Origin of the sequence: Methylobacterium sp. 092160098-2 (genome assembly GCF_028920805.1) — a bacterium.
Lineage (GTDB): Bacteria > Pseudomonadota > Alphaproteobacteria > Rhizobiales > Beijerinckiaceae > Methylobacterium > Methylobacterium fujisawaense.
The window spans coordinates 4,038,426-4,059,257 of the sequence record NZ_JAQPZJ010000001.1 but is presented as its reverse complement, the minus strand read 5'-3'; the positions used below and the strand labels follow the sequence as shown (position 1 = coordinate 4,059,257).

Below are 20,832 nucleotides of genomic sequence, written 5' to 3'. Positions count from 1 at the left end.
GGCGCGTCTCGGACTCGCGAATGTAGAGGCTGAGCTTTACGGTGTGCGGGTGACCCGCGTCGGCTCAGGTTGAGATAGTTCCAATGAGCGCGGTCATGGCGATACCAGCATGTCGATCTGCTACGTTGACGGCAGGCGCTCTACGCGCCGCGCAGCGCTTTCTTGACTCAGCAAGCACCTTGCGCGCGGCGAAATGGTCGAGATCTGTGGGGCGCTGGCCCTGGACCGTTTGAAGCGGGCACCGGGGTTCGACTGATACGCATCAACCCCAGACTGCGAAGCGGACCTAAAGCCTGCTTCTCAGCCGTCAACCCCGTATGACGAATAACCCTTAAATGACCTACACGCTTTCACTTTCTAGATTCTGCGCCACAATGAGCTTGTACTCTGCCATTAGCGAAGTTTCCCAGTCTATCCTGCAAAGGCTGATGTCTGACAATGGGCGCAGGTTGGGGATGAGGTGCTAAGGGGCACGATCGCCGCGCCGGAGCCTACTCCTGTGGCCAAGATCGAAAAGATCGCTTAGACCTCGGATTCAGGCCGGTGCGGGCAGCCGGCTGGGAGCGAGGCCCCGGCATGACAGATGCACCTGCTAAACTATGGTCTACCGAACTGGTACCTTCCGCAGATCTTGACCAATTTTTTACAGACGGCGATCCTTGGGGCTACGAGAGTCATCCAGATGACCATCGCCGCGCTGGTCATATCCTTTCGGCTATATCAAGTCTATCGTTCGCGCGCATCCTCGATATCGGGTGCGGAGATGGCTACCTGACACTGCGGCTTCCGCCGGGGGAGATCATTGGAGTAGATATATCTCCTGCAGCGGTTGAGTGGGCCACCCGCAAGGCGGGACTTATCGGTCGGGATGACGTTAGGTTTGAGGTTTGCAATGTTTTCGATCTCGACGGTTCGGATCTGGGCGATTTTGATCTCGTGATTGTCACTGGCGTTCTATATAAACAGTATATTGGTCACGCTTTTTCTGTTGCTTCTGATCGAATATTGCGACTCCTGAGGCCGGGAGGTCATCTCATTCATGTTCATATAGAGTCATGGTTTTCTCATGCATTTCCGCTGACCCGCGTCGCAAAAAGGACCTACCCCTACCGGGATTACATCCATTTGCTTGAGGTTTATCGCCGATGATCTTGTGTTATCATAAAATTTATCCGGTTGCGAAAACCCACTGGTGGCTAACTGTTGATAAGTTTTACCAACAAATGGCTGCTTTGCAATCGTATAATGTAGTTTTGCTAGACGAGTACGATCCAAATGACCCGAGCCACGTCGTTATCACATTTGATGGCGTGTATGATAATGTATTGGAGCACGCGCTTCCAATACTACGTCAATTTTCTTATCCGTTCGAGTTGTTTGTGATTGGTGATTGGATTGGTCGAGACAACACGTTCGATCAGACCGTTGAGCCATCATGTCATTTTGCTAGTGTGGAACAACTTGACGCGCTGGTCGCGGGCGGTGGCCGGGTGCAGTGGCACACGCGTAGCCATCGACGCTTCACCGGACTCGACCAGGTCGAGGCCGCCGGCGAGCTGCAGGTCCCGGAATGGCTCCGGACCCGGTATGGACCAGAACATTTGACGTGGTTTGCATATCCGCATGGTGCCGTTGACGATAGCGTCCGGGAGGTCGTGAAGAGCTACTTCAAGGGTGCTTTGGCCTGCGATGACGGTGACCAAGACGACCTTTATTATTTGCCTCGCACCCTCGTTTTCGAGAATCACAACTTCTTCCGTTCTAAATCTGCCGTTACCGTCGTACTCAGGGATAAGCCTTGGTTGTTGCGTGATACATTAGATACGCTTGAGCGGCAGATCGTGCCTTTTGATAGAATTTTTGTGACTGCCGACGTTGCACAGCGGGAATTTGTGCAGCCGATAATCGATGCGCTTGATACAGCTAGGCAAGATGGGATGTCATTCCGGTACACGGACCACACCGGTGAAGACATATGCGAATATCAAACCGAGGTTGCAGCTGGCGACCGACTTCGCAGCGATTATGGCTTGCTTTGTCGCGTTGCGTTAGATTGTAATCCGAACGCAGCAGCTGTCACGACTGGCGTATTTGACTTCGGATCGAACGGCGCCGGCTCTTCGGCAAACGAGATTTCAGAGTCGGTCCGGTCGACAAATACTGATTCTGCACTCGAGGCCGTTATGTCAGGCCGCCTAGAGGCGGATCGCGGCGTGAGTGTGATGCGTCGTCTCGGCGCGGCAAAGGACGCTGAAACTCTTCACCTAGGCGACGCGCTTTACGAACGCTGCATAGATGTAATTGGTGTGACAGGTGACAGTGCGACGGTATCGACGATGGTACGCGAGCTGTGTACCAGAGAGGCAGAATTGATCCAGCGCGCAGCGATCATACGGGTTCGAGATCAAGAAATTGAGCGGCTTAATGCTTCTTACGCTGATGCTTTCGCCGAGATCGACCGGTGCAACCGGGAGCACACACTCAACGCTGCGGAGATCATTCGCTTAAATCTTGCTTATGGATCTTTAGAGACGGAGTTGCGAAGGGTCAACGAGGCCTACGGCAGTGTCTCGGCCGAACTCGTCAGGGTAAATGAGGCCTATGGATCACTGTCAGCTGGGCTAGATAATATTAAACGTAAGCATTTGGTATAGCATCCGATCTTTATCAGGGCCGTTATTAGGGTGCGGTGGAGGCTGGCGGCTGCCCCACCATCTGGCGCGCGAGCGCATCCTCGTGGCCGGCCCTGCAGACGGCCGATGCCGCCATGGGACCTAAGGAACCCCGCTAAACCGTCCTGACGCCAGAGGTCGGGGCCGTCATCGTCGCCTCCCGGCGGCCCGCCATGCTGCCGCTGGACGACTGCCTCTATGGCTTGCGGCCCACGATCCCGCACCTGACCCATTCGTCGCTGTACCGCTGCCTTGAGCGGCACGGCATCAGCCGCTTGCCGGAGATGGAGGGCGATAAGCCCAAGAAGAAGCGCTTTCCCGATTACCTCATCGGCTACATGCACATCGACATCGCCGAGGTCAGGACAGGACAGGGCAAGCTCTGCCTGTTTGTAGCCATCGACCGAACATCGAAGCTGGCTTTCGCCAAGCTGGAAACGGAGGCCGGCCGCTACACCGCGATGCTGCATCCGGCAAGCCAGTGGAAGCCGAGGAGCGCGAAAAAGCCCGCGGCGGCGGACCGGGCGGGCTGAAGATCGTGACACGGGCCTCGGTGCGATTGAGGCGCAAGGCTACATGTTGTGCGTCTCTGTCATTTCGCGAGAGAACGCAGTGCTAAGTCCAACTGGTAATCTGGTTAATTTATACTGGTAGGAACTTCGCGCTCGCCGTGGCACGCAAAGTTATAATGCTCACGCCCTTTTGATGGTCTGATATCGGTATATGCGCAAATTACAACTTGCGGGTTGTATCTTCTGACTAGGATTATACGACACTCCGGCTGACCTGCGCTGTGCGGGCAGCACACAGAAGACATATGACCGAAGCAGCATCAGCAAATGCCGAGGCCGCCACCGATAGCGCAGTTGCGCTTGCGCAGGCGATCCAGGCTGTCTGTCGCGGCCACAGCGCAGCCGCGGCATACATGGCGTTCGGCTTGGTAGTAGGCGCCTCGATCCCTCTCACTGGGCAAAAGCCAACGCTGGACGAAGCGCTTGGCTTTGTCCGGGAAGTAGCTGAGGCAGAGATCGCGCGGAAGAGGCCGAAGAACTGAGACTGCGCCGAAATACGAAAAAGCCCCGCGCGGCGGGTGCCGGCGGGGTTAAAGTCGGGAGGAAACGACAGGCCGTCGCAAGCCGTGGGCCAGTGCACGAAAGAACTGCCGCGGCCGGAGCCGGGCGGTTCAAGGGCATTGCTCAGGGATGCGGGGTAGACCCGCGGGTGGGCCGGCGGTTCCGATCAGCCGGACGGATCCTTCGGCGCAGTCCGGTTGCCGAGAATGATGCCGGCCAGGAACGCGAGGAGCGCCCAGACCAGCGACAGGTCCTGCGCATCGGGATCCTTCATGGCGCTGGCGCCCGCGGCAGGATTTCGAACTCCAGTGGCGGAAGGATCGAGGTGATCGACCATCCGAGCGCGCGCTGGAGCGGGTTGCAGTCATAGGCCACCGCGCCGAGGAGCCGCCCCCGACCCGGCATCGCATCAAGCGGGATGAACGGGCCGATGACCTCTTCCTCACGCCCCAGCGGGCCGTAGGCGTCGAAGCGCTCGGGCTCGAAGTCGAGCCGCCGCCCGGCTCCGTCGACGATCCACCAGCGGCGCGTGATCTCGCACGACCGGTCTCGGACCCGAACGCCGCGGATTAGGAGGCGATCGCCAGCGTGCACTTGCTTGCCCGGGTTCACGACTTCGCGGGTGATCTGCCGGACCGGCGGCTCACGGTCGATCGCCATGGAGAAGATCCAGCCGACCAGCGCGATGAGCGCGGTGTATTAGAGCACGTTGAGCACGAGCTGCACGCGAGCCTGGCGCCGCGATGGCCCGTAGGCAAGTTCGATGGCACGGGCGTAAATTTCGTCCGTGCGGTCCACTTCGGGCATCATCACGACCTGCGGCGGTTCCGATTTCGGGGGCATCAATGCGGCACGCCCCCCTTCGACAGGACGAGGCCGACGATCGCCAGGACGATCGCGCCGAGGACGGATTTCACCAGCCAGCCGACGTGGTCCTTCAGCTTGGACACGTCGTCGATCACGTCCTTCAGCTCCGTCTTGGTGGCGTAGACGTTGCGCAGATCCTCGCGGATGCCACGCACGTCGGATTGGACCGCATCGAGCTTCGTCGCCGAGACCGCGACGTCGACCTGCATCTTGGTCCAGGCGACCTCATCCTGCTTGTTCGGGGCTTCCGGCATCATGCCCTCTTGATCGTGGAACCGCAGGAAGGCCGGCGGCCGGGTGTGGGCTTCGCGGGCGGCGTCCATGGCGCGAGCATCCGCGCTCAACGCCGTGCCGGCTGCGGACTGGGCACAGCCCCCGGCACGCCCGTGGTGCGCTCGTAGGTGCGCATCACGCCGAGCCCGAGCATGCCGATCAGCACCGGCATGAAGTCGGACACGACGATCGTCGGCGGAGCCGGGAACGCGACGCCGAGCATCACGCCGAGGATCGCACCCAACCACGTGACCATGGGCGCGGCCAAAAACTGGTAGACGAAGGCCGCCACGCACGCCCAGCCGAGAGCCGGCCGCCACCTCGAAGAGAAGCGGTCGTTGCCCTGCGCCTCGGCGAGGTTGATGGCGTTCTGCTGCTCGTTCTGAGCCTGGAGGGCGGTCACCAGGGCCGTCTCGCGCGCGGTGGAAGCCTGCTCGATCTCGGCCTGTGCCTCGGCCTTCTTCTGCGGGTCCGGGATGGTCCGGTCGACGATGACCTTCGCGATCTCGGCGACGCTCGGGATCGCCGCGCCGATCCCGGCCCCGAGCGCCGGGCCCGCCCCGCCCGTCAGGACGCCGCCGATGATGGATCCGAGGATGCCTCCGGCCATGGGTCAGATCTCCTTCTTCGGGTAGGCGGTGCGCAGCCGCGCGGAAGCGGAGGCCCAGAAGCCGGGCTTGGCCGGCGCGGGATCAGGCTGCGGCGCGGTCGGAACCGGCGAGCCGCTGTTGCGCGGGGCCGGCGCGAACACGGGCGGTTCGACTGGCGGAACGGGCGCGACCTGAACCGGCACGACCGGGGCTGCGGCGACCACACCTCCCGGAACATGTCACGCGGCCTTGAGCGCCTTCAGGAACGCGTCGTGGTAGGCGGCGATCGTCTGGGCCTTGTCGGTGCCGTTGATGATCCTCCGGGCGTTCACCGGGTCGCCGAGCTTGCCGGGTCCGACATAGTCGCCGAGCTTCCTGCCGGTGAACCAGCCCTCGACCATGCCCAGGAACATGATTGGAGCCGCAATGTCGGGCGTCATCGCCATGTCGGGCGCGGCAGTGAGATCGAGCGTCCAGTCCAGATAGCCGCGGTTCTGCAGCTCGCCGGTGGTGCGCCGGTAGTTCGTCCGGCCGGTGAGCTGGACATACCCGCGGCCGGCGAACTTCGCCCCGTCACCGGGAACCGTGTTGCCCAGCGTCTTCGCCGTCGCTGGCCGGTCACCCTGCGGGTCGTACATGCGCCGGAAGTAGGCTTCGCCGCCCAGCTTCTTGATCGGCAACATGGTACAGGCCATCTCGTGGAAGGCGGTCGCGAGGCAGTAGGCGAGTTCCTGGCTGCCGAGATCCGAGGGGCAGGCGTCGAGGATGGCGCCCATGCCCGAGACCTGCCCTTGCGTGAGGGCCATCGGGAACGGGTTCTTGCGCGCAGCCGCGAAGAACGCGGCGCGATCGAGGGCGGCAGCCATGGGAGTCTCTCAGCTGTAGGGAGTGGTTCGGCGACGGCGCGGTGTCAGCGCAGCGCGGTGATGTTCCAGACGATTGGTGCAGCCCCAGCGGCGACCGACAGGCTGGCGGTGAGCTGGAGGCTGACTGCGCCGTCGGCGGTCGCGACGGCCGCGGACAGGTTGACGCCGGCTGGCAGCGGGGTTGCCGGCTCTACCAGCACCGTCTCGCCGGCCTTGAGCATGTCGCCCAGCCGTGCGGGCTTTAGGCCGGTGAGGGTCAGGGAAATGGGCGAGAGAACGGTGAGTGAGGGGAGCGTCGCGCTGGCCGTGAAGTGCGCCGCCTCCTCGGGCTTCGCCTCGATGGTCGCGAGGCGCGCGGTCAGCGCCGAAGCGTCATAGAGGGCGGCGACAGCCGCGATCGTCGCGAGATACCAGCGCCCGCCCTTGAGGACACGCACCATCTCGGTGCCGTCCAGCGGCTCGCGGTAGACGGGAGGAGTGGTCGCCATCGGATCACCCCGGTAGGGTCACGGCCGCGAAAGCAGCGTCGATCTGCGCGGTCGTCGTGATGGTCCCGGCGGTCACCTTGCCGTCGACCAGCCGGTAGGCCGAATAGCAGGCCTGAACCCATTTCCCGACCGCGACCGCGACTGTCTGCATGGTCGCAGCATCGAGCGTTCGTCGATCAGGCGACGATACCAGTCCTGAACTGACCAGGCTGAAAGGCCCGCGCGACGTGCCGGTACTCGGGACCGGAATCTGCGGCACGAAGGTGATTTCCGCTTCAACGGACAGACGATCGACTATGCCCCTCGGCCGCCAGGTATCGAGGGCAAAAAGGACGTATTCGTGGTCTACGTCGTCGGTGACAGCATGGCCGAGCGCTACGAAGATGGCGACCCTCTTTACGTCGACCCGCATCGCCGGCCGAAGCCGCGGGATATCGTGATCGTCGAGCCAAAAGCGCCGATGGCCGGTGAGGCTGGAAGCGCGTTTGTGAAGCGCCTTGTGCGCCGTAGCGGCGGAAAGATCGTCGTCGAGCAATTCAATCCGCCGAGGGAGCTCGTCTTCGACGAAGACGACGTCATGCGGCTGCATCGTGTGATCCCCTGGACCGAGTTGATCGGGATGTGATCGGCATGACCGAGCCCAGCACCTTCCGGCCCGAAGCAGCCGCCGACGTTCATTTCGGCAAGCTCCATACACTTACCGAAGGTCGCCAGCGTGATCAGCGTTGTCGCCTACCACCCGCTAAGCGCTGCTCGCTTCCACGTATTGGGCGCCACACACCGATACTCATAGTTCGCGTCCCAGGAGCTTTGTCCGGTGGTGCACGGCGACGTTGATGAACGCGGGGTACTCGACCGTGCGGCAATTACTGAGCCGTTCACCCGCAAATCGCCCTTTAGAAACTGATTGCCAGTGCCGTCGATGGACGCGTAGACGTCGCCGGCACTTCGTGTCGCCGAGCCCCAGAGCAGATACTGCCATGTAGGCAATGCACCGGCTCCGGTCTTAAATCCGTCGGCGGCGAAGGCGGCGAACGGCACGCCTTCGCTCGCCTCGGCGACAAAGCCGTTGCCGGTGTTGACGGTCGAGCCGCCGGCTCCCTCTAGGATCCCCATGGTTAGGTGCATGCCCATGGTGGCCGCCCCCGTTTGCGTCACCCAACGCAGCTCGCCTTCGAGGCCGGTCATGCCTCCGGTATCCGTGCCAGTGCCCTTTACCTTCTGCCCGTTAAACAGGAGCGAAGCGGCATCACCTTTGCGCCCCTGGCGAGTGATCAGCACGAGCCCGTCGACCTCCCCAGCTTGTCGGCTGGTCAACCAGTCCGACTTCCTCGATTGGACCAGGCCGGCGAAGTCGGCTGTGGACGCGCTCTTCTCTCCGTCCACGCCGGATCCGAGCGCCTCTTTGTGGACCGAGAAGATCCCGCGTGCGTCATAGGGGTGTGGCTCGCCCTCGCGGCGCTCGATTACGGCGGCGACGTTGTGATTGCCGAATACCGAGCGACTGTCCTGCAGTGGCGCTACGGCTAGGGCCGCCAAGGGTCCTGCGTCTGGTGGGGAGCCCGGCCGCTCCCGAAGCGCAGTCTGTGCTTGGGCTTGCGCCGAGATTGGAGCAGCCATGAAAGCAAGTACCGGTAGAATGAAGCGCATGCTGCCTCGAGCTGTGGCGAGTGAACGGTACGCATCATCTGGCGCGACGCGGCCACAAGCCCATGGGCGAGGTTTGGTGACCTAGAGCGTCAGAATGGTAGTTGCTCCGCCAAGCCTGCTGGGACCATGCCGAAGATCGCCAACGTGACCGGCTCACCGCCATCGTCGTAGTCTGGCTCCATAACCGTGCGGGTGAAGGCGGCTGCGCCTATCGCCCGGCCTATACGCACCTTCTCCTCGGCAATCCTACAGGCTTCCGCGGCGCCCCTGCAGCCCAATAGACTCCCCGGGGCCAGCCTGCCATTCACAAGAACAAACAACTGCAGGCTGTGATCGGCAATGGGCTGGAGCAGCATCGAAGCATCTCATTCAGCTAGAGCGTTTTCGGTTTGGGCTGAGTCGGCTTGGTGGGGTTCACGCGGCGCTGGGAGGCTGATTCACTAGGCCGGTCGACAGCTGGAGTGATGCATGGGCCGCCCCTACAGCTTGGACCTGCGCGAGCGGGTGGTGACCGCGGCTGCGGCGACCTCGCGCCGTCAGGCGGCCGCCCGCTTCGGGGTCGGCCAGGCAACCGCGATCCGCTGGATGGCGGCGCTCGCCGCGACTGGGACGGTGGCCGCCCGGCCGCAGGGGCGTGCCCGCCGCTCCAAGCTCGACCCGTACGAGACGTTCCTGCGTACGCTGATCGACGAGAAGGTTGACATCACCCTGGAGGAGATGCGCGCCCGGTTGCAGGACGAGCATGGCCTCACCGTCGGGCTCGGCACGCTGTGGGCCTTCCTCGACGCGCGCGACCTGACGTACAAAAAAAGACGGCCCACGCCGCAGAGCAGGATCGACCGGACGTGAAGGCCGCCCGGGAAGCGTGGTTCGAGAGCCAGCCCGATCTCGACCCGGACCGGCTGGTGTTCCTCGACGAGACGTGGACCGCCACCAACATGGCCCGCACCCGCGGGCGCTGTCCCCGCGGCCAGCGGCTGCGCTCCCCCGTCCCGCACGGTCATTGGAAGACCACGACCCTGGTGGCGGGCCTGCGCCTGTCCGGGATCGCCGCGCCGTTCGTGCTCGACGGGCCGATCAACCGCGACGCCTTCCAAGTCTACGTCGATCAGGTCCTGGTGCCCGAACTCGCACCCGGGGACATCGTGATCATGGACAATCTCGGCAGCCACAAAGGCCCGGCCGTGCGCGCGGCGATCGAGGCGGCAGGCGCGCGGCTCCTGTTCCTCCCGCCCTACTCGCCGGACTTCAATCCGATCGAGATGGCGTTCTCGAAGTTGAAGGCGGGGCTGCGCAAGGCCGCCGAGCGCACGCGCGAAGAGCTCTGGACCACAATCGGGCGGCTCGTCGATGCCGTCACGCCCGACGAGGCCGCAAACTTCTTCGTCGCGGCAGGATACGACCCCGATTAAACCGAAACCGCTCTAGGGCGCCTGTCCGTTGCAGTGCAGCAACGGCCGCAGTGGTTGCGGTGGCGAGATCATGTCCGCCCGAATCCTCCGCGGCTCGCGCCAGCACGACCTCTTCGCGCTGACGGCCGAGCGCTTAGTCTACGACGACGCCGTCGAGATGACCCTCGCCTCGCTCCAGGCCTACGGCCCGCAGCACGAGCACTGGGCCATGGCGTGGTCCGGCGGGAAGGACTCGACCGCGACGCTGACCCTGATCGTCCATCTAATCGAGGCTGGCCGGCTCGCGCCGCCGAAGACGCTGACCGTCTACTATGCCGACACCCGCCAGGAGCTGACGCCGCTCTCGATCGCCGCCGCCGACGTCATGGCGCGGCTCGCCCGCTTTCCGTGGATCCGGCTGCGCGTCTTCACCGCGCCGCTCGACCGCCGATTCCTCGTCTACATCCTCGGCCGGGGCGTCCCGCCGCCGAACAACAACACGCTCCGCTGGTGCACCCGGCAGATCAAGATCGACCCGATGGCGGCCGCGATTGAGGCCGACTTTGCCAACCTGCCCGAGACCGACACGGTGCTGACGATCACCGGCGTCCGACAGGGCGAGAGCGCGATCCGTGACAAGCGGATCGAGATGAGCTGCTCCAAGGACGGCGCCGAGTGCGGGCAGGGCTGGTATCAGCAGGTCCTCCCCGACATGAAGGGCGTCCGCGGGCGCCTGGCGACCCTTGCGCCGATCCTGCACTGGCGGGTCTGCAACGTCTGGGATTGGCTGCGGGTCTACGCGCCGATGCGCGCCTATGCTGTCCGACGCCTACGGGGGCGACGAGGCCGAGGAGGCAAACGCGCGCACCGGCTGCGTCGGCTGCCCACTGGCCGCCCGGGACAAGGCGCTCGAGGCGGTCGTCGCCCTGCCGGCTTGGTTGTACCTGGCGCCGCTGCTCGGCCTGCGCCCGATCTACCGGGAGCTGCGGCTCGCCTGGAACCGACTGCGCCAGCCCGGCGGCGAGACCCGCAAGGACGGGACGCTGGTGCCGAACCAGCAGCGCATGGGCCCGATCACCCTGCCGGCGCGTCTCGACGCGCTCGACCGGATCCTCGCCATCCAGGCCGCCTGCAATGCCGATGCTGTTCGGCTCGGCCGGCCGCACGTCGACCTGCTCAACGCTGAGGAGGAGGCGCGCATCCGAGAGCTGATCGCCGCTGGCACCTGGCCGCAGCGGTGGACCGGCGACGAGCCGACCGCGGACGTGCCGCTCGATGCCGTCTTCTCGGACGGGTCCGTGCAGCCGCTCCTCTTCACCGACCACCCCGACCTCACGCCCGCGGAGTAGCAGCATGGCCGAGTCCAGCATCATCACGCGCGGAAATGCCAGAGCATGGCACTCGGGAAACGCTCGCATCGCTCTCTCGCTGCCGTCGGTTGCAAAGCCAAAAGACGACGACCGCAAACGTAATACCGAAGATCAGACACGAGATCGTATCGAATGCACCGGGCGTGCGGGTTGGTTTGAAGTTCAGAACGCCGAACAATACGCCGGCCAAAGTACCAAGCGCGGTGAAATGCTTTGCGGCCGATCGCGAATTTTTCGCCGCAACGAAGGCAGCCGGCACACTAAGCAACAGGGCCGGAGCAGTCATGAAAGATACCACGAAAGCAAACATCTGCACCGCAAATAACATTACGAACAGGTATTTTCCGATATTTATCAAGCTCGTGTTGCCGGCAACGGAGAATGCCTCTCTCCAGTGATGTCTAAGATCGGTCCAGAAAAGGGCAAAGACACTATAAGCGTATGCAGCGCAAAAATGTGCGATCAAGACAACGAGAACCATTCGAAGGATCGATGGCCCCCCGTTACCCGACCCTTGAGTCTGATTGTTCATAAAGACTCGCAACTAATTCGCGTGTTGGTAGCAGGCCGCCCCATCATCGCGTCCATCCAGTTTCCGGGCAGTGCACGGACAAGCCGTTTTCTACAGCCCTCGCGACGGGAGGCGCCCGATGAACGCGCCGTGGACCCCGCGTGCCTTCAAGGGTGACTGGCGGGACTACCTCACCGGAGCAGAGCGCAGGGCGGTCGAAGCCGCCGAACGGAAGCAGAGCGAAGCGCGCGCTGCCCTCGCGGAGGCTTCGGCCCTGCTCCACCCCATCCGCATGCGCGCCTGTCAGCGGCGGCTCTACGCCGAACGCGCTCAAGCCCAGGAAGCAACCTGTGGCTGAGACTTTCACCGCTGCCGATCTCGCCGCCTATGCCGAGCGTGAGGTGCGCCAGCGGCAGCGCATCTACGCCGAGGACAAGAACGGCATCTCCTCAGCGTTCCGGCCGACTACGACCGATCGCTTCTGCCAATGCAGGGACGCCTCCGCTCAGTTCGGCACCGCTGATCCGGTAGCGCCGTCCGAACATGAGGTTAAGCCAAGACGCGAAGCGAGCCCGTCTCGTCCACTGGATGCGCGCAGAAGCTTCGGGATCGATCTCCAGTCGGGAGTAGCTGCTCATCCAGAACTGAGCTGGCTTGATGGCACGGATCGCCTCCCAAGGGATCCAGTCCGTCGAGAGACGACGGTCATAGATCCCTCGCGAACCGACGGAAACGACGGGATCGGATTGAAACAATTTGAGGCCCCACAAGGCCGCGCAAAAGCCGAAAAATACTGCGCACACGCGCATTTCGTAATCCCGGAAGCTTCCAGGGATTATTGTATCGGCGCCAACATTAGGTCGAACTATAGCCAGCCGCAGAGCCACCGCAACAAAAATGCAGGACCCCAAAAAGCCCATAAAAATGCGCAAATTGGATAGCCGAAGATCGATTGCACTCATCGGAATACTTCCTCACTTGAGTATTCGGCCTACTCTTCGCTATGGGTTTCCGAAGTGCGGCGGAGCACCAAGGCGCCCGCCGCACGCGATGCCAGTCACCGCTTCCAGCAGCTCGGTGGCGCAGGCTTGCATTGTGGAGGCGGACGATGAGCCCAGACCCCGGCCGCATCGCCTACGAAGCCCGTTTTGCCCACGCCCGCCCGCGCGAGTTCGACCCGTGGGACAGCTTGGCGCCCGAGGTTCAGGCGATCTGGGTACGGGTGGAGTGTGCAGTCCTCGACGCCGCTGGCTCTGGCATTCACCCCGGCCAGGCTCGGGAGGCTGCCGATGATCCGGGTCAGCCTTCGACTGTCTCGACGGCGGCCATAGTCCCGTCGGTGGTGGCTGGAGAGACCTTCGTGGCCATTCAGGATGAGCACGTGCAACTGCTCCAACGCATCGATCGCGGTCCCTTCTTCGTGCCGCTCCTCGAGCGCGCATACGTGAAGCTCATCCCCTGGAATGGAGACACGCTCATCCCGAGGCTGGTGAGCTGCGGCTGGGCTGAGATGGCGCCGCGCGAGTCGCGCGCTGTCCGCATCACCGATGCTGGCCGTCGGGCGCTGGCCGATTTCGAAGAAGCGAGGCTGAAGGAGCTGGGAGGGAGCAGTGCCGCGTAGCGTTCGGGCGGTCGAGCGAGCAGAGCCGACCTGCCTCTATCCGGATGAGAAAGAGCTCGCCGAGATCATCATGGGACCGGCTCGGTCGAAGGGCTGGACCGGCCTTGCCGTGGTGCTGGAGCGCGGGGGCTTCCCACGGATCGATCCGCAGTTCGGTGGCCGCTACTGGCCGGCCGTGAAAGCCTTTCTGGACCGGCGGAATCATGTCGGCAACGATGCCGGCGCTCGGCGGCCGCGCCGGGAATAGGAGACCCAAATCATGACAGCCGAGGTTGCGCTCTACAGCCCAGGGCTGAAGCGCATGAAGCGCCACAATGGGCGCATCGATCTCTATTGGGTGGCCGACGAGAAGCTCGTCGCGAAGAGCTACCCGACCAAGACGGTTCGGATCCCGAGCGACATGCCGCCTGAAGGCATCGCCGCCCGGTGTCAGATCCTACAACAGGAGATGCTCGAGTGGGCGGGCGGCCTCGTGCCGTCCAAGAACTCAGCCGTCCCTGGCACACTGGAGTGGGTGTGCCGTGCCTTCGAGACGGACGCAGACTCGCCCTATCACGACAGGCGCCAGGCGACCCGCGTCTTCTACTCGAAATACATCCGCACGCTGGTCGACACGGCGGGCCACATGCACCTCGCCGACATCCTCGGGCGGGACGTGCGCCGCTGGCACAAGGACTGGAGCGCCTCGACAGGCGAGCGAAGCGCCTATGCCTGCATCCAGACTCTGCGTCGGGTCGTGAGCTACGGCTGCGAGCTGCGGAACGCCGACGCGATCGAACTGGCAGCGGTGCTCGAGCGGACCGAGTTTCCGATGCCGCGGAAGCGCAAGCACCGGCCGACCTTCGAGCAGATCGTTGCGCTCCGCAGAGCCGCGCATGCGGCTGACCGCCCGAGCATTGCGCTTGCCGTCGCGCTCCAATTCGAGCTCGGCCTGCGTCAGAAGGACGTGATCGGGGAATGGGTGCGGCCGACGCCGGCCCAACGATCAGCGATTGCTGGCGCGATCGCCGATGGCGTCTGGGTCTGGCAATGGGGGCTCACCTGGAACCACATCAACGCCGAGCACCTCCTCGAGAAGCCGACGTCGAAGTCGAACGGGCAGGAGGTCGCGGCGCACGACCTGCGGCTGCACCCCGAGATCCTCTCCGAACTGCCGCCGCGAGGGGTCGGCCCTGTGGTGATCGATGAGCGGTCCAAGCTGCCCTGGAAGGCGACCCACTTCTCGCACACGTTCCGCAAGATCGCCCGGGCCGCTGGTTGGCCGGGTGACCTCTGGAACATGGACAGCCGAGCCGGAGCCGTGTCGGAGGACTTCGAGGCGGGAGCGGACGCGACCGACGTGATGCGCACGGCCACCCACACGCAGATGTCCACGACGATGATCTACAACCGCGGAGGGGTGGTCCAATCGAGCCGCGTGGCAGAGCTTCGAGCCGCGCGACGGAAGGGACGCGAACAGTGCTGAAACAAGCCGCGGTAACAGGGGCACGATCCGCCGTAACGCGAAGCTATCGCCCCGGCTGCTCCAAGCGCCTGAAGATGTTGGGAGAAGTGATGGCTCCCCGAGCAGGACTCGAACCTGCGACAAGGCGATTAACAGTCGCCTGCTCTACCAACTGAGCTATCGGGGATCACGAGGGGGTCTCTACACACCGCAATCGCGGGACGCAAGGGCCTCGACGCATGATCCGCGGGCATTCCACGGCACGGCGCTCTGCGTCACAGGGCGCGGCCTGCACCGATGGCGGTCGAGCGTCCGCTGTGTTGCTTTTTGGCAACAAATGCGCCGGGTCCCGCCGCTGGCTTGGCCTGCTCGCTCAGGCCGTCGCCGCCAGGGTCATGCGAATGTCGCGACGCGATCCTACGGGAACGCCAGCCCGGACGACCCGGTGCGTGCCCGTTGTCATCATGCTGACCCATCACTGCCTGAACCCCCAAGACCCCTATGCCGAGCGCGAAGTGCGCGTCGCCTTCGAGTGGGCCGCCGACCGTCCCCGACTGATCGCGGCCCTCGACGAGCACGAGGCCGATATCCTGCCCGATCTCGTCGACGTGCAGCGCGACGACCTCCGCCGGGAGATCGTCGCCGCGCTCCGGATGCAGGAGCAGTCCCGCCGTCAGCCGGTCCGCAGTCCGGCCCCCGTCGCGCGGGATCGCTGACGGGTCTCGCGGCGGGCGCGCAGCCCGCCACCGGCACGCGGGCGTCCATAGGCCCGACGCGGTCCAATACGCGGCTCCAGCGCTCGCGAGATCCAGCATTCGCAGTCGTCCGGTCCGGAAGCACGCGGTATGCGCGTGATCATTCTGGGTGCGTGCTGCAAGATCTGGCTATTCGTTGATGGATATCGGTCTCGACCACCATATCAGATAATAGAGTTTGCCGGCTATATTTACCTGTTCAAAAGGAAGTGTTCGTGTATAGCTGCGCCTCTTCGTAACCATCGCTGAAGCGGCGCGGCTCCCATGCGAATTTCACTCGGCCTCAAGCTCTCGGCAGTGATCGGATTGCTGGCCCTCGTGGCGATCGGCATCGCGGCCTTCGCCGTCCGGCAGTCGAACTGGGAGCAGGAGCGCGCCGCCGCGACGGACAGGATCTGGAATGCCGGGCTGCAGGCCGGTGCCCTGGGGCAGGCGATCGAGCACGCGGTGGTGCAGGCCACGGCCCTCTACACCGCGGAAGACACCGCGGAGGCACGGACACGCCTGTCGGCACTCCACGACGCCCTTGCGACGGTGGAGCAGGTGCGCGGACCCTTCCTCGCAGCGATGGAAGATCAGCTTCCCGAGGATCGGCGCCGGCGCTTCGATCTCTTCGTGAAGGAATTCATCGCCTACCAGACCGACACGGCCGAGCTGGGGCTGACGGTGTCGCCCAAGGCGGCCCTGATCCAGGCGACCGACGAGGCGACCGTGAAGAATCGGGAGCGCATGGTGGCCGAGATCGGCGCCCTTGGACGGGAGGTGCTGAGCCGCCTGAATGCCCGACGCGCCGGGGACGCCGTCGACCGGCGGCAGGCGCGGATCACCCTCGTGGTCGTGCCGGCGGTGGCGCTCGTGCTGGGGTTGCTCGCGGCGGTCTGGATCATCGTCACCCAGGTGCGGCGCCCCCTGCACCGTCTCAAGGATGGCATGACGGCGCTCGCCGCCAACGACCTCGGCCTTGTCATCCCGTTCACGCATCGTCGCGACGAGATCGGCGAGATGGCAGCCGCCATCGCGGCGTTCCAGACCGCTCTGATCGAGAAGCGCGACTTGGACGCGGAGGCGCAGATGCGCCGTGATCGTGACCGGATCCGGGCGGAAGCCTTGGCGACGGCGACCCATGCCTTCGAGGCCGAGACGCATCGCGCGGTCGCCGATCTCGCCGGATCGGCCGAGGCGATGCAGGCGGCCGCCGACACGCTCACCGGCAATGCCGGCGCGATGGCGTCCGAGGCCGCCATCGTGGCGGGCGCCTCCAGCCAGAGTGCCGGTTTGGTCGACAGCATCGCCAGCGCTGCCGAGGAACTCTCGGTCTCGGCCCGGGAGATCGAGGCCCGGGTGCGGCACACGAGCGAGATCGCTTCCTCCGCCCTCTCCGACACGCAGGGCCTGAAGGAGACGGTGATGAGCCTGTCGCAAGCGGCCGAGGAGATCGGCACGGTGGTCACGTTGATCCGCGAGGTGGCCGGGCAGACCAATCTGCTGGCGCTCAATGCGACGATCGAGGCCGCCCGGGCCGGTGTCGCCGGGCGCGGCTTCGCGGTGGTCGCCGCCGAGGTGAAGGCCCTGGCCGGCCAGACGGCGCTCGCAACCGACCGCATCACCGGGCAGGTCGGGGCGATCCAGGGGGCCGCAGGACGCACGGTCGGCGCGATCGGCACGATCGGCGAGACGATCGCCCGCATGAGCCTGATCGCCTCCGAAGTTGCGAAGGCCACCGATCAGCAGGGCCAGGCCAGCCAGGAAATCGCGCGGGCGATCTCCAGCGCGGCCGCGGACGCCCGGAGGGTTTCGGAGAGCGTTGCCGGTGTTCAGGCCGCCGCCGCGTCCAACGAGGCGCAGGCCGGACAGGTGCGCGGTGGCGCCGTGCGGGTCACGTCCGGGGCGCACAGCCTGCAGAAGGCCATCGAGACCTTCACGACGCAGGTCCACAGCGCATGAGCGCGCGGCGACGCTCACGCCGGAGCATCACGGCGGGATCAGCCAGGAGAGGAATAAGAAGGATGGAGGCCTCGCCCGGAATCGAACCGGGGTGCAAGGATTTGCAGTCCTCTGCGTAACCACTCCGCCACGAGGCCTTCCTGAACGGCGTTGCCATCCGGTCCGGAGCTTGGCGGACAGCTCCGGGTGCGCGTCTCTAGCAGAGGTCGGCCGTCGCAGGCAACGGTCCTGAGCCGCCGACGTGGCGGTTCCTGTCAGCTCTGCCAGACCCGGGGCATCGCGACGCCGCGATACTGCGCCACGAACCGGGCGATGAGGCCGCGCAACGGGCCGACGGCCTCCCCGAGGGCGCGGATCGCCAAGTGACCGTTCCAGGCACTCGCGGCTGCCGCTGTTCCGGGTGCGGCGGCCCCGGCCAGGAGGGCGCGGGCCTCCTCGAGGCGCGCCTCCGCGCCGGGGGCGATGTCGAGGACGGTCGCGCAGGCGCGCGCTCCCCCGCCCACCGCCGGACGGGCGAGGAGATCGCTGATCGGGCCGTCCAGCAGAAGATCGTCGGCGTAAGCGAGCCGGCCGCCCCGGCGAATGCGCCAGGAATCCGCGAACAGCCCGTCCGTGATCCGCTCGCCCCTGGCCGCTCGGCCGAAGGCGACGACCTCCACGGCGATCAGCGCCGCACCTTCGGCGAGATCGGCCGTGAAGCGGCGGCGCACCCGGGCGCGGTCGAACAGGATGGTCTCCTGCGGCAGCCAGGCGAGGTGCGCGCCGGCCTCGAGAGCCAGGGTGTTGGCGATATGGCTTACGGGGCCGTCCGATCGGTAGATCTTCTCGGCTGCGGTGGTGGTCAGGACCAGTTCGGCGCCCGGATCGAGGGCGAGGTCGATGGCGAAGGTGTCGCCGCAGGCCACGCCGCCTGCGGTGTTGACCAGGACCGTCTCAAGCGCGCCCGTTCCCCGTGGGAATCGGAGCCGCGACGGGCCGGATTCGGCGAGATCGAGGATGCGCGTCGCGCCGCCCAGGTGGGTCGGGCCCACCCGCAGCCGGACGCGCCCGTCCGAGCGCTGGCGTGCCGGTGGGGCGCCGGTCGCCGCGGGGGGGCATGACGACGTGGGGAGGCGGTGGTCCATCAGCCGCGCCCGGCCGGCTCGATGGGGGCGGCCTCGACCGGCAGGGTGGGCCGGTCGAGAATGCGACGGCCGAACAGGCTCGCCACGAGCTCGACCAGCACCCGGGCGCTGCGCCCGCGCTCGTCGAGGAAGGGATTGAGCTCGACCACGTCGAGGGACTGCACCAGACCGGAATCGTGAAGCATCTCCATGATGAGATGCGCCTCCCGGAAGGTGGCGCCTCCCGGGACCGTGGTGCCGACGCCGGGCGCGATCGACGGGTCGAGGAAGTCGATGTCGAGGCTGACATGGAGATGCGCGCCCTGGCCCGCGACCCGGTCGAGCACCCGCCGGAGCGGCGCCACCACGCCGAATTCGTCGATCGTCCGCATGTCGGTGATGCCGACCCGCCGCGTCGTCACCAGCGCACGTTCGCCGGCATCGATCGATCGCAGCCCGAACAGGTGGACGTTGGCCGGGGACAATGGCTGCGGGACCGGCTCGGCGAACAGGCGTGGAAAGCCCGGCTCGCCGCACAGGGCGGCGAGCGGCATGCCGTGCACGTTCCCGGAGGGCGAGGTCGCCGGCGTGTTGAAGTCGGCATGGGCGTCGAGCCAGAGCACGAAGACGGATCGGCCATGCCGCGCACAGTGCCGCAACACGCCATCGACGGAGCCGAGGGACAGGCTGTGATCGCCCCCGGCCGTCAACGGAAGCGACCCGGCATCGAGGGCGCCCTCGACGACCCGGGACAGGGCCCGCGTCCAGGCGGCGACGCCATCGAGGCCGCGCATCCCGGCGGGCCCCTCCGGGGCGACGTCGCCCCGATCCGTGACCCTATGGCCGAGTTCGCCGAGCGCGCGGACGAGCCCGGCCGTGCGCAGGGCCGCAGGTCCCATGAGGGCGCCGGGCTCGCTGGTTCCGACTTCGATCGGCGCGCCGATCAGCGCAATGCTGCGCGCCGCGTGGAGGCTGACTTCGCTGCTCATCCCGTCTCCATCGCCGTCACCATCGCCGTCTCGGCGCACCCGCGCTCCGCAGAGCCTCGGCCATCGGGCTCATAACCGGCCGCCGATGGCGGTTGCGAGACCGCATCCCGGGCCGGAAACGGATCCTGCGCGCGATGGACGCCCTGGCACACGCCCAACGATCAGGTCTCAGGGATCGACGTGTACCCGGCCGCTCTCGAAGACAAGTTCAGGCGAGCAGGACAGCGAGGATCGCGGCCGAGAGGACGTAGGCGATCCACAGCAGCGCTGGACGTCGGGCCGTCAGAAACACGCGCAGGATCATGAACACCATCATCTGCCCGATCAGCAGCACGCAGACCTGTCCCTCGAAACGACCTGCCGCACGCCACCAGGATCGGTCCTCCGGCACCGCCCGCCCTTCCACCAAGAGGGTGCCGGCCGCGGCCAGCGCCAGCGTGAGCAAAGCGGCGACCGCGATGTGTCGCGGGACGCGGAAGCGCGGCCGCGCCGCCTGCCGCCGGTGCCAAGACGCGATCTCGACGGCATAGAAGCCGACGACGGGCGCCGCGAAGGCCGCGCCCACGATCGCGATCTTCGTCGGCAGCGGCATGGACGCCAATGCCCGACAGCGCGCGACACGGCTGACCCAGACGAGATGCGCGACGATCACACCCCCAAGCAGGACGATCGCGATCCAGAGGAGTCGCAGGACGCCGGCGAGGGCGTCGCTATTGATGAACATACCGTGCCTCCGCCGACGCGGCAGATGCGACCGAACTTACCGCCGCCAAGGGTCGCGCGGCAGCACCCGACTTGTCCTACCTCCGGATCTCGGCTGCAATCGTCGGCGGATGCTGCATCACAGCCCGAGATGGCGGGCTCACGAGCGGCCGAAGGCCCGCGCGGCGGGCCAGATCGCGGCGCGGTCTCGGGGATCCAGATCGCGCGTCCGGCCGCGCAGGGCGGTGGACTGTTGCCTTTCGACAGTCGCAAACCGTTCGTCCGCCTGCCCCCAGCGGCGGCCCAACCGTCGCCCATCGGATCACCGCCGGCCCGTGCGCATCCACGCCTTGGGTTCGGAGCCCGACCGGCACCGGGTCACCGTCAGATGGCGGAGTGATTTCGAGGACGGTCCGTGGACATGACCGTGATGATCCGAGATTCCGGGAGCAGGAGAGCCAGCACGCGCGCCGGCCGGGTCCGCAATGCTGCAGACCCTCCGCCATGGCTGCAGGGCGGGTGA

Annotated in this window: 25 protein-coding genes, 2 tRNA genes and 2 pseudogenes; 13 read left to right on the top strand and 16 right to left on the bottom strand. The window is 65.5% G+C overall.

The annotated features are described in order from the left end of the window. Positions 1 to 576: 576 nt before the first annotated feature. The 3 genes and pseudogenes from PQI07_RS19130 to PQI07_RS19120 all read left to right on the top strand — a co-directional run. Positions 577 to 1,149: a class I SAM-dependent methyltransferase gene (locus PQI07_RS19130; RefSeq protein WP_274927205.1), complete on the top strand. Its 573-nt coding sequence runs from the start codon at positions 577 to 579 to the stop codon at positions 1,147 to 1,149. After that, a complete protein-coding gene (locus PQI07_RS19125) occupies positions 1,146 to 2,654 on the top strand; it encodes a polysaccharide deacetylase family protein (RefSeq protein ID WP_274927204.1) in 1,509 nt (502 codons plus the stop codon). The genes PQI07_RS19130 and PQI07_RS19125 overlap by 4 nt, the downstream gene beginning before the upstream one ends. Before the next feature lie 101 nt (positions 2,655 to 2,755). Next, positions 2,756 to 3,133: pseudogene (locus PQI07_RS19120) on the top strand (transposase family protein); the annotation flags it as partial. Between the two features lie 882 nt (positions 3,134 to 4,015). Here PQI07_RS19120 and PQI07_RS19115 read toward each other — a convergent pair. The 7 genes from PQI07_RS19115 to PQI07_RS19085 form a co-directional block, all read right to left on the bottom strand. After that, entirely contained in the window at positions 4,016 to 4,405 is a 390-nt protein-coding gene (locus tag PQI07_RS19115) for a hypothetical protein (protein WP_274927203.1), read from the bottom strand. Between the two features lie 182 nt (positions 4,406 to 4,587). Further along, positions 4,588 to 4,935, bottom strand: a complete 348-nt coding sequence (locus tag PQI07_RS19110) for a hypothetical protein (RefSeq protein WP_274927202.1) — start codon at positions 4,933 to 4,935, stop codon at positions 4,588 to 4,590. A 17-nt stretch (positions 4,936 to 4,952) separates the two neighbouring features. Continuing rightward, positions 4,953 to 5,495 (bottom strand): 3TM-type holin, encoded by a 543-nt coding sequence (locus PQI07_RS19105; RefSeq protein ID WP_274927201.1) that lies wholly within the window; start codon positions 5,493 to 5,495, stop codon positions 4,953 to 4,955. 3 nt (positions 5,496 to 5,498) lie between these two features. Beyond that, positions 5,499 to 5,699, bottom strand: coding sequence for a hypothetical protein (locus tag PQI07_RS19100; protein ID WP_274927200.1), 201 nt, complete (start codon positions 5,697 to 5,699; stop codon positions 5,499 to 5,501). A gap of 15 nt (positions 5,700 to 5,714) precedes the next feature. After that, the gene (locus tag PQI07_RS19095) at positions 5,715 to 6,341 is read right to left on the bottom strand and encodes a hypothetical protein (RefSeq protein ID WP_274927199.1); all 627 of its coding nucleotides are present in this window, start codon (positions 6,339 to 6,341) and stop codon (positions 5,715 to 5,717) included. A gap of 44 nt (positions 6,342 to 6,385) precedes the next feature. Continuing rightward, the gene (locus tag PQI07_RS19090; protein ID WP_274927198.1) at positions 6,386 to 6,829 is read right to left on the bottom strand and encodes a hypothetical protein; all 444 of its coding nucleotides are present in this window, start codon (positions 6,827 to 6,829) and stop codon (positions 6,386 to 6,388) included. A 4-nt stretch (positions 6,830 to 6,833) separates the two neighbouring features. Further along, a complete protein-coding gene (locus PQI07_RS19085; RefSeq protein WP_274927197.1) occupies positions 6,834 to 7,088 on the bottom strand; it encodes a DUF4376 domain-containing protein in 255 nt (84 codons plus the stop codon). Positions 7,089 to 7,169: 81 nt separating this feature from the next. Between PQI07_RS19085 and PQI07_RS19080 the strand changes: the two genes are divergently transcribed. Continuing rightward, complete coding sequence (locus PQI07_RS19080; RefSeq protein WP_274927196.1) at positions 7,170 to 7,454, top strand: S24 family peptidase; 285 nt, start codon at positions 7,170 to 7,172, stop codon at positions 7,452 to 7,454. Between the two features lie 107 nt (positions 7,455 to 7,561). On the opposite strand, the gene PQI07_RS19075 is transcribed toward PQI07_RS19080, so the two are convergent. Together PQI07_RS19075 and PQI07_RS19070 are read right to left on the bottom strand one after the other, a co-directional pair. Then, on the bottom strand, positions 7,562 to 8,368 hold the full coding sequence (locus PQI07_RS19075) for a hypothetical protein (protein WP_274927195.1): 807 nt from the start codon (positions 8,366 to 8,368) through the stop codon (positions 7,562 to 7,564). Between the two features lie 200 nt (positions 8,369 to 8,568). Further along, the gene (locus PQI07_RS19070; RefSeq protein WP_274927194.1) at positions 8,569 to 8,835 is read right to left on the bottom strand and encodes a hypothetical protein; all 267 of its coding nucleotides are present in this window, start codon (positions 8,833 to 8,835) and stop codon (positions 8,569 to 8,571) included. A 112-nt stretch (positions 8,836 to 8,947) separates the two neighbouring features. Here PQI07_RS19070 and PQI07_RS19065 point away from each other — a divergent pair. From PQI07_RS19065 to PQI07_RS19055, 3 genes and pseudogenes are all read left to right on the top strand, one after another. Continuing rightward, a protein-coding gene (locus tag PQI07_RS19065) for an IS630 family transposase (protein ID WP_274926560.1) occupies positions 8,948 to 9,891 on the top strand; the annotation gives its coding sequence in 2 pieces (ribosomal slippage) (positions 8,948 to 9,284 and positions 9,284 to 9,891; 945 coding nt in all). A 70-nt stretch (positions 9,892 to 9,961) separates the two neighbouring features. Further along, a pseudogene (locus PQI07_RS19060) lies at positions 9,962 to 10,603 on the top strand (adenine nucleotide alpha hydrolase family protein); the annotation flags it as partial. 82 nt (positions 10,604 to 10,685) lie between these two features. Continuing rightward, positions 10,686 to 11,219: an adenine nucleotide alpha hydrolase family protein gene (locus PQI07_RS19055; RefSeq protein WP_274927774.1), complete on the top strand. Its 534-nt coding sequence runs from the start codon at positions 10,686 to 10,688 to the stop codon at positions 11,217 to 11,219. Here the strand turns inward: PQI07_RS19055 and PQI07_RS19050 are convergent. Further along, a complete protein-coding gene (locus PQI07_RS19050; RefSeq protein ID WP_274927193.1) occupies positions 11,203 to 11,721 on the bottom strand; it encodes a hypothetical protein in 519 nt (172 codons plus the stop codon). The two genes, PQI07_RS19055 and PQI07_RS19050, sit on opposite strands and share 17 nt — an antisense overlap. A 169-nt stretch (positions 11,722 to 11,890) precedes the next feature. On the opposite strand from PQI07_RS19050, the gene PQI07_RS19045 reads away from it, so the two are divergent. Further along, positions 11,891 to 12,109: a hypothetical protein gene (locus PQI07_RS19045; protein ID WP_274927192.1), complete on the top strand. Its 219-nt coding sequence runs from the start codon at positions 11,891 to 11,893 to the stop codon at positions 12,107 to 12,109. A gap of 91 nt (positions 12,110 to 12,200) precedes the next feature. Here the strand turns inward: PQI07_RS19045 and PQI07_RS19040 are convergent, their stop codons facing one another. Next, positions 12,201 to 12,713, bottom strand: a complete 513-nt coding sequence (locus PQI07_RS19040) for a hypothetical protein (RefSeq protein ID WP_274927191.1) — start codon at positions 12,711 to 12,713, stop codon at positions 12,201 to 12,203. Positions 12,714 to 12,859: 146 nt separating this feature from the next. Here PQI07_RS19040 and PQI07_RS19035 point away from each other — a divergent pair, with 146 nt between their 5' ends. The 3 genes from PQI07_RS19035 to PQI07_RS19025 are packed head-to-tail and all read left to right on the top strand — an operon-like array spanning position 12,860 to position 14,837. Further along, entirely contained in the window at positions 12,860 to 13,372 is a 513-nt protein-coding gene (locus PQI07_RS19035) for a hypothetical protein (RefSeq protein WP_274927190.1), read from the top strand. Continuing rightward, a complete protein-coding gene (locus PQI07_RS19030) occupies positions 13,362 to 13,619 on the top strand; it encodes a hypothetical protein (RefSeq protein WP_274927773.1) in 258 nt (85 codons plus the stop codon). The genes PQI07_RS19035 and PQI07_RS19030 overlap by 11 nt, the downstream gene beginning before the upstream one ends. Positions 13,620 to 13,631: 12 nt before the next feature. Further along, the gene (locus PQI07_RS19025; RefSeq protein ID WP_274927189.1) at positions 13,632 to 14,837 is read left to right on the top strand and encodes an integrase; all 1,206 of its coding nucleotides are present in this window, start codon (positions 13,632 to 13,634) and stop codon (positions 14,835 to 14,837) included. Positions 14,838 to 14,927: 90 nt separating this feature from the next. On the opposite strand, the gene PQI07_RS19020 is transcribed toward PQI07_RS19025, so the two are convergent. Beyond that, positions 14,928 to 15,003, bottom strand: a tRNA-Asn gene (locus tag PQI07_RS19020). Positions 15,004 to 15,265: 262 nt separating this feature from the next. Between PQI07_RS19020 and PQI07_RS19015 the strand changes: the two genes are divergently transcribed. Both PQI07_RS19015 and PQI07_RS19010 read left to right on the top strand, forming a co-directional pair. Continuing rightward, positions 15,266 to 15,532, top strand: coding sequence for a hypothetical protein (locus PQI07_RS19015; protein WP_274927188.1), 267 nt, complete (start codon positions 15,266 to 15,268; stop codon positions 15,530 to 15,532). A 303-nt stretch (positions 15,533 to 15,835) separates the two neighbouring features. Further along, positions 15,836 to 17,515, top strand: coding sequence for a methyl-accepting chemotaxis protein (locus PQI07_RS19010; protein ID WP_043345914.1), 1,680 nt, complete (start codon positions 15,836 to 15,838; stop codon positions 17,513 to 17,515). A gap of 63 nt (positions 17,516 to 17,578) precedes the next feature. Here the strand turns inward: PQI07_RS19010 and PQI07_RS19005 are convergent. The 4 genes from PQI07_RS19005 to PQI07_RS18990 form a co-directional block, all read right to left on the bottom strand. Then, positions 17,579 to 17,652, bottom strand: a tRNA-Cys gene (locus tag PQI07_RS19005). 117 nt (positions 17,653 to 17,769) lie between these two features. Next, positions 17,770 to 18,639 carry an urease accessory protein UreD gene (locus PQI07_RS19000; protein ID WP_274927187.1) on the bottom strand — a complete coding sequence of 290 codons (870 nt, stop codon included), beginning with the start codon at positions 18,637 to 18,639 and terminating at the stop codon, positions 17,770 to 17,772. Next, a complete protein-coding gene (gene rocF / locus PQI07_RS18995; protein WP_274927186.1) occupies positions 18,639 to 19,607 on the bottom strand; it encodes an arginase in 969 nt (322 codons plus the stop codon). Before rocF ends, PQI07_RS19000 begins: the two co-directional genes overlap by 1 nt. Positions 19,608 to 19,815: 208 nt before the next feature. Further along, the gene (locus tag PQI07_RS18990) at positions 19,816 to 20,331 is read right to left on the bottom strand and encodes a hypothetical protein (protein ID WP_274927185.1); all 516 of its coding nucleotides are present in this window, start codon (positions 20,329 to 20,331) and stop codon (positions 19,816 to 19,818) included. Positions 20,332 to 20,832: the final 501 nt, after the last annotated feature.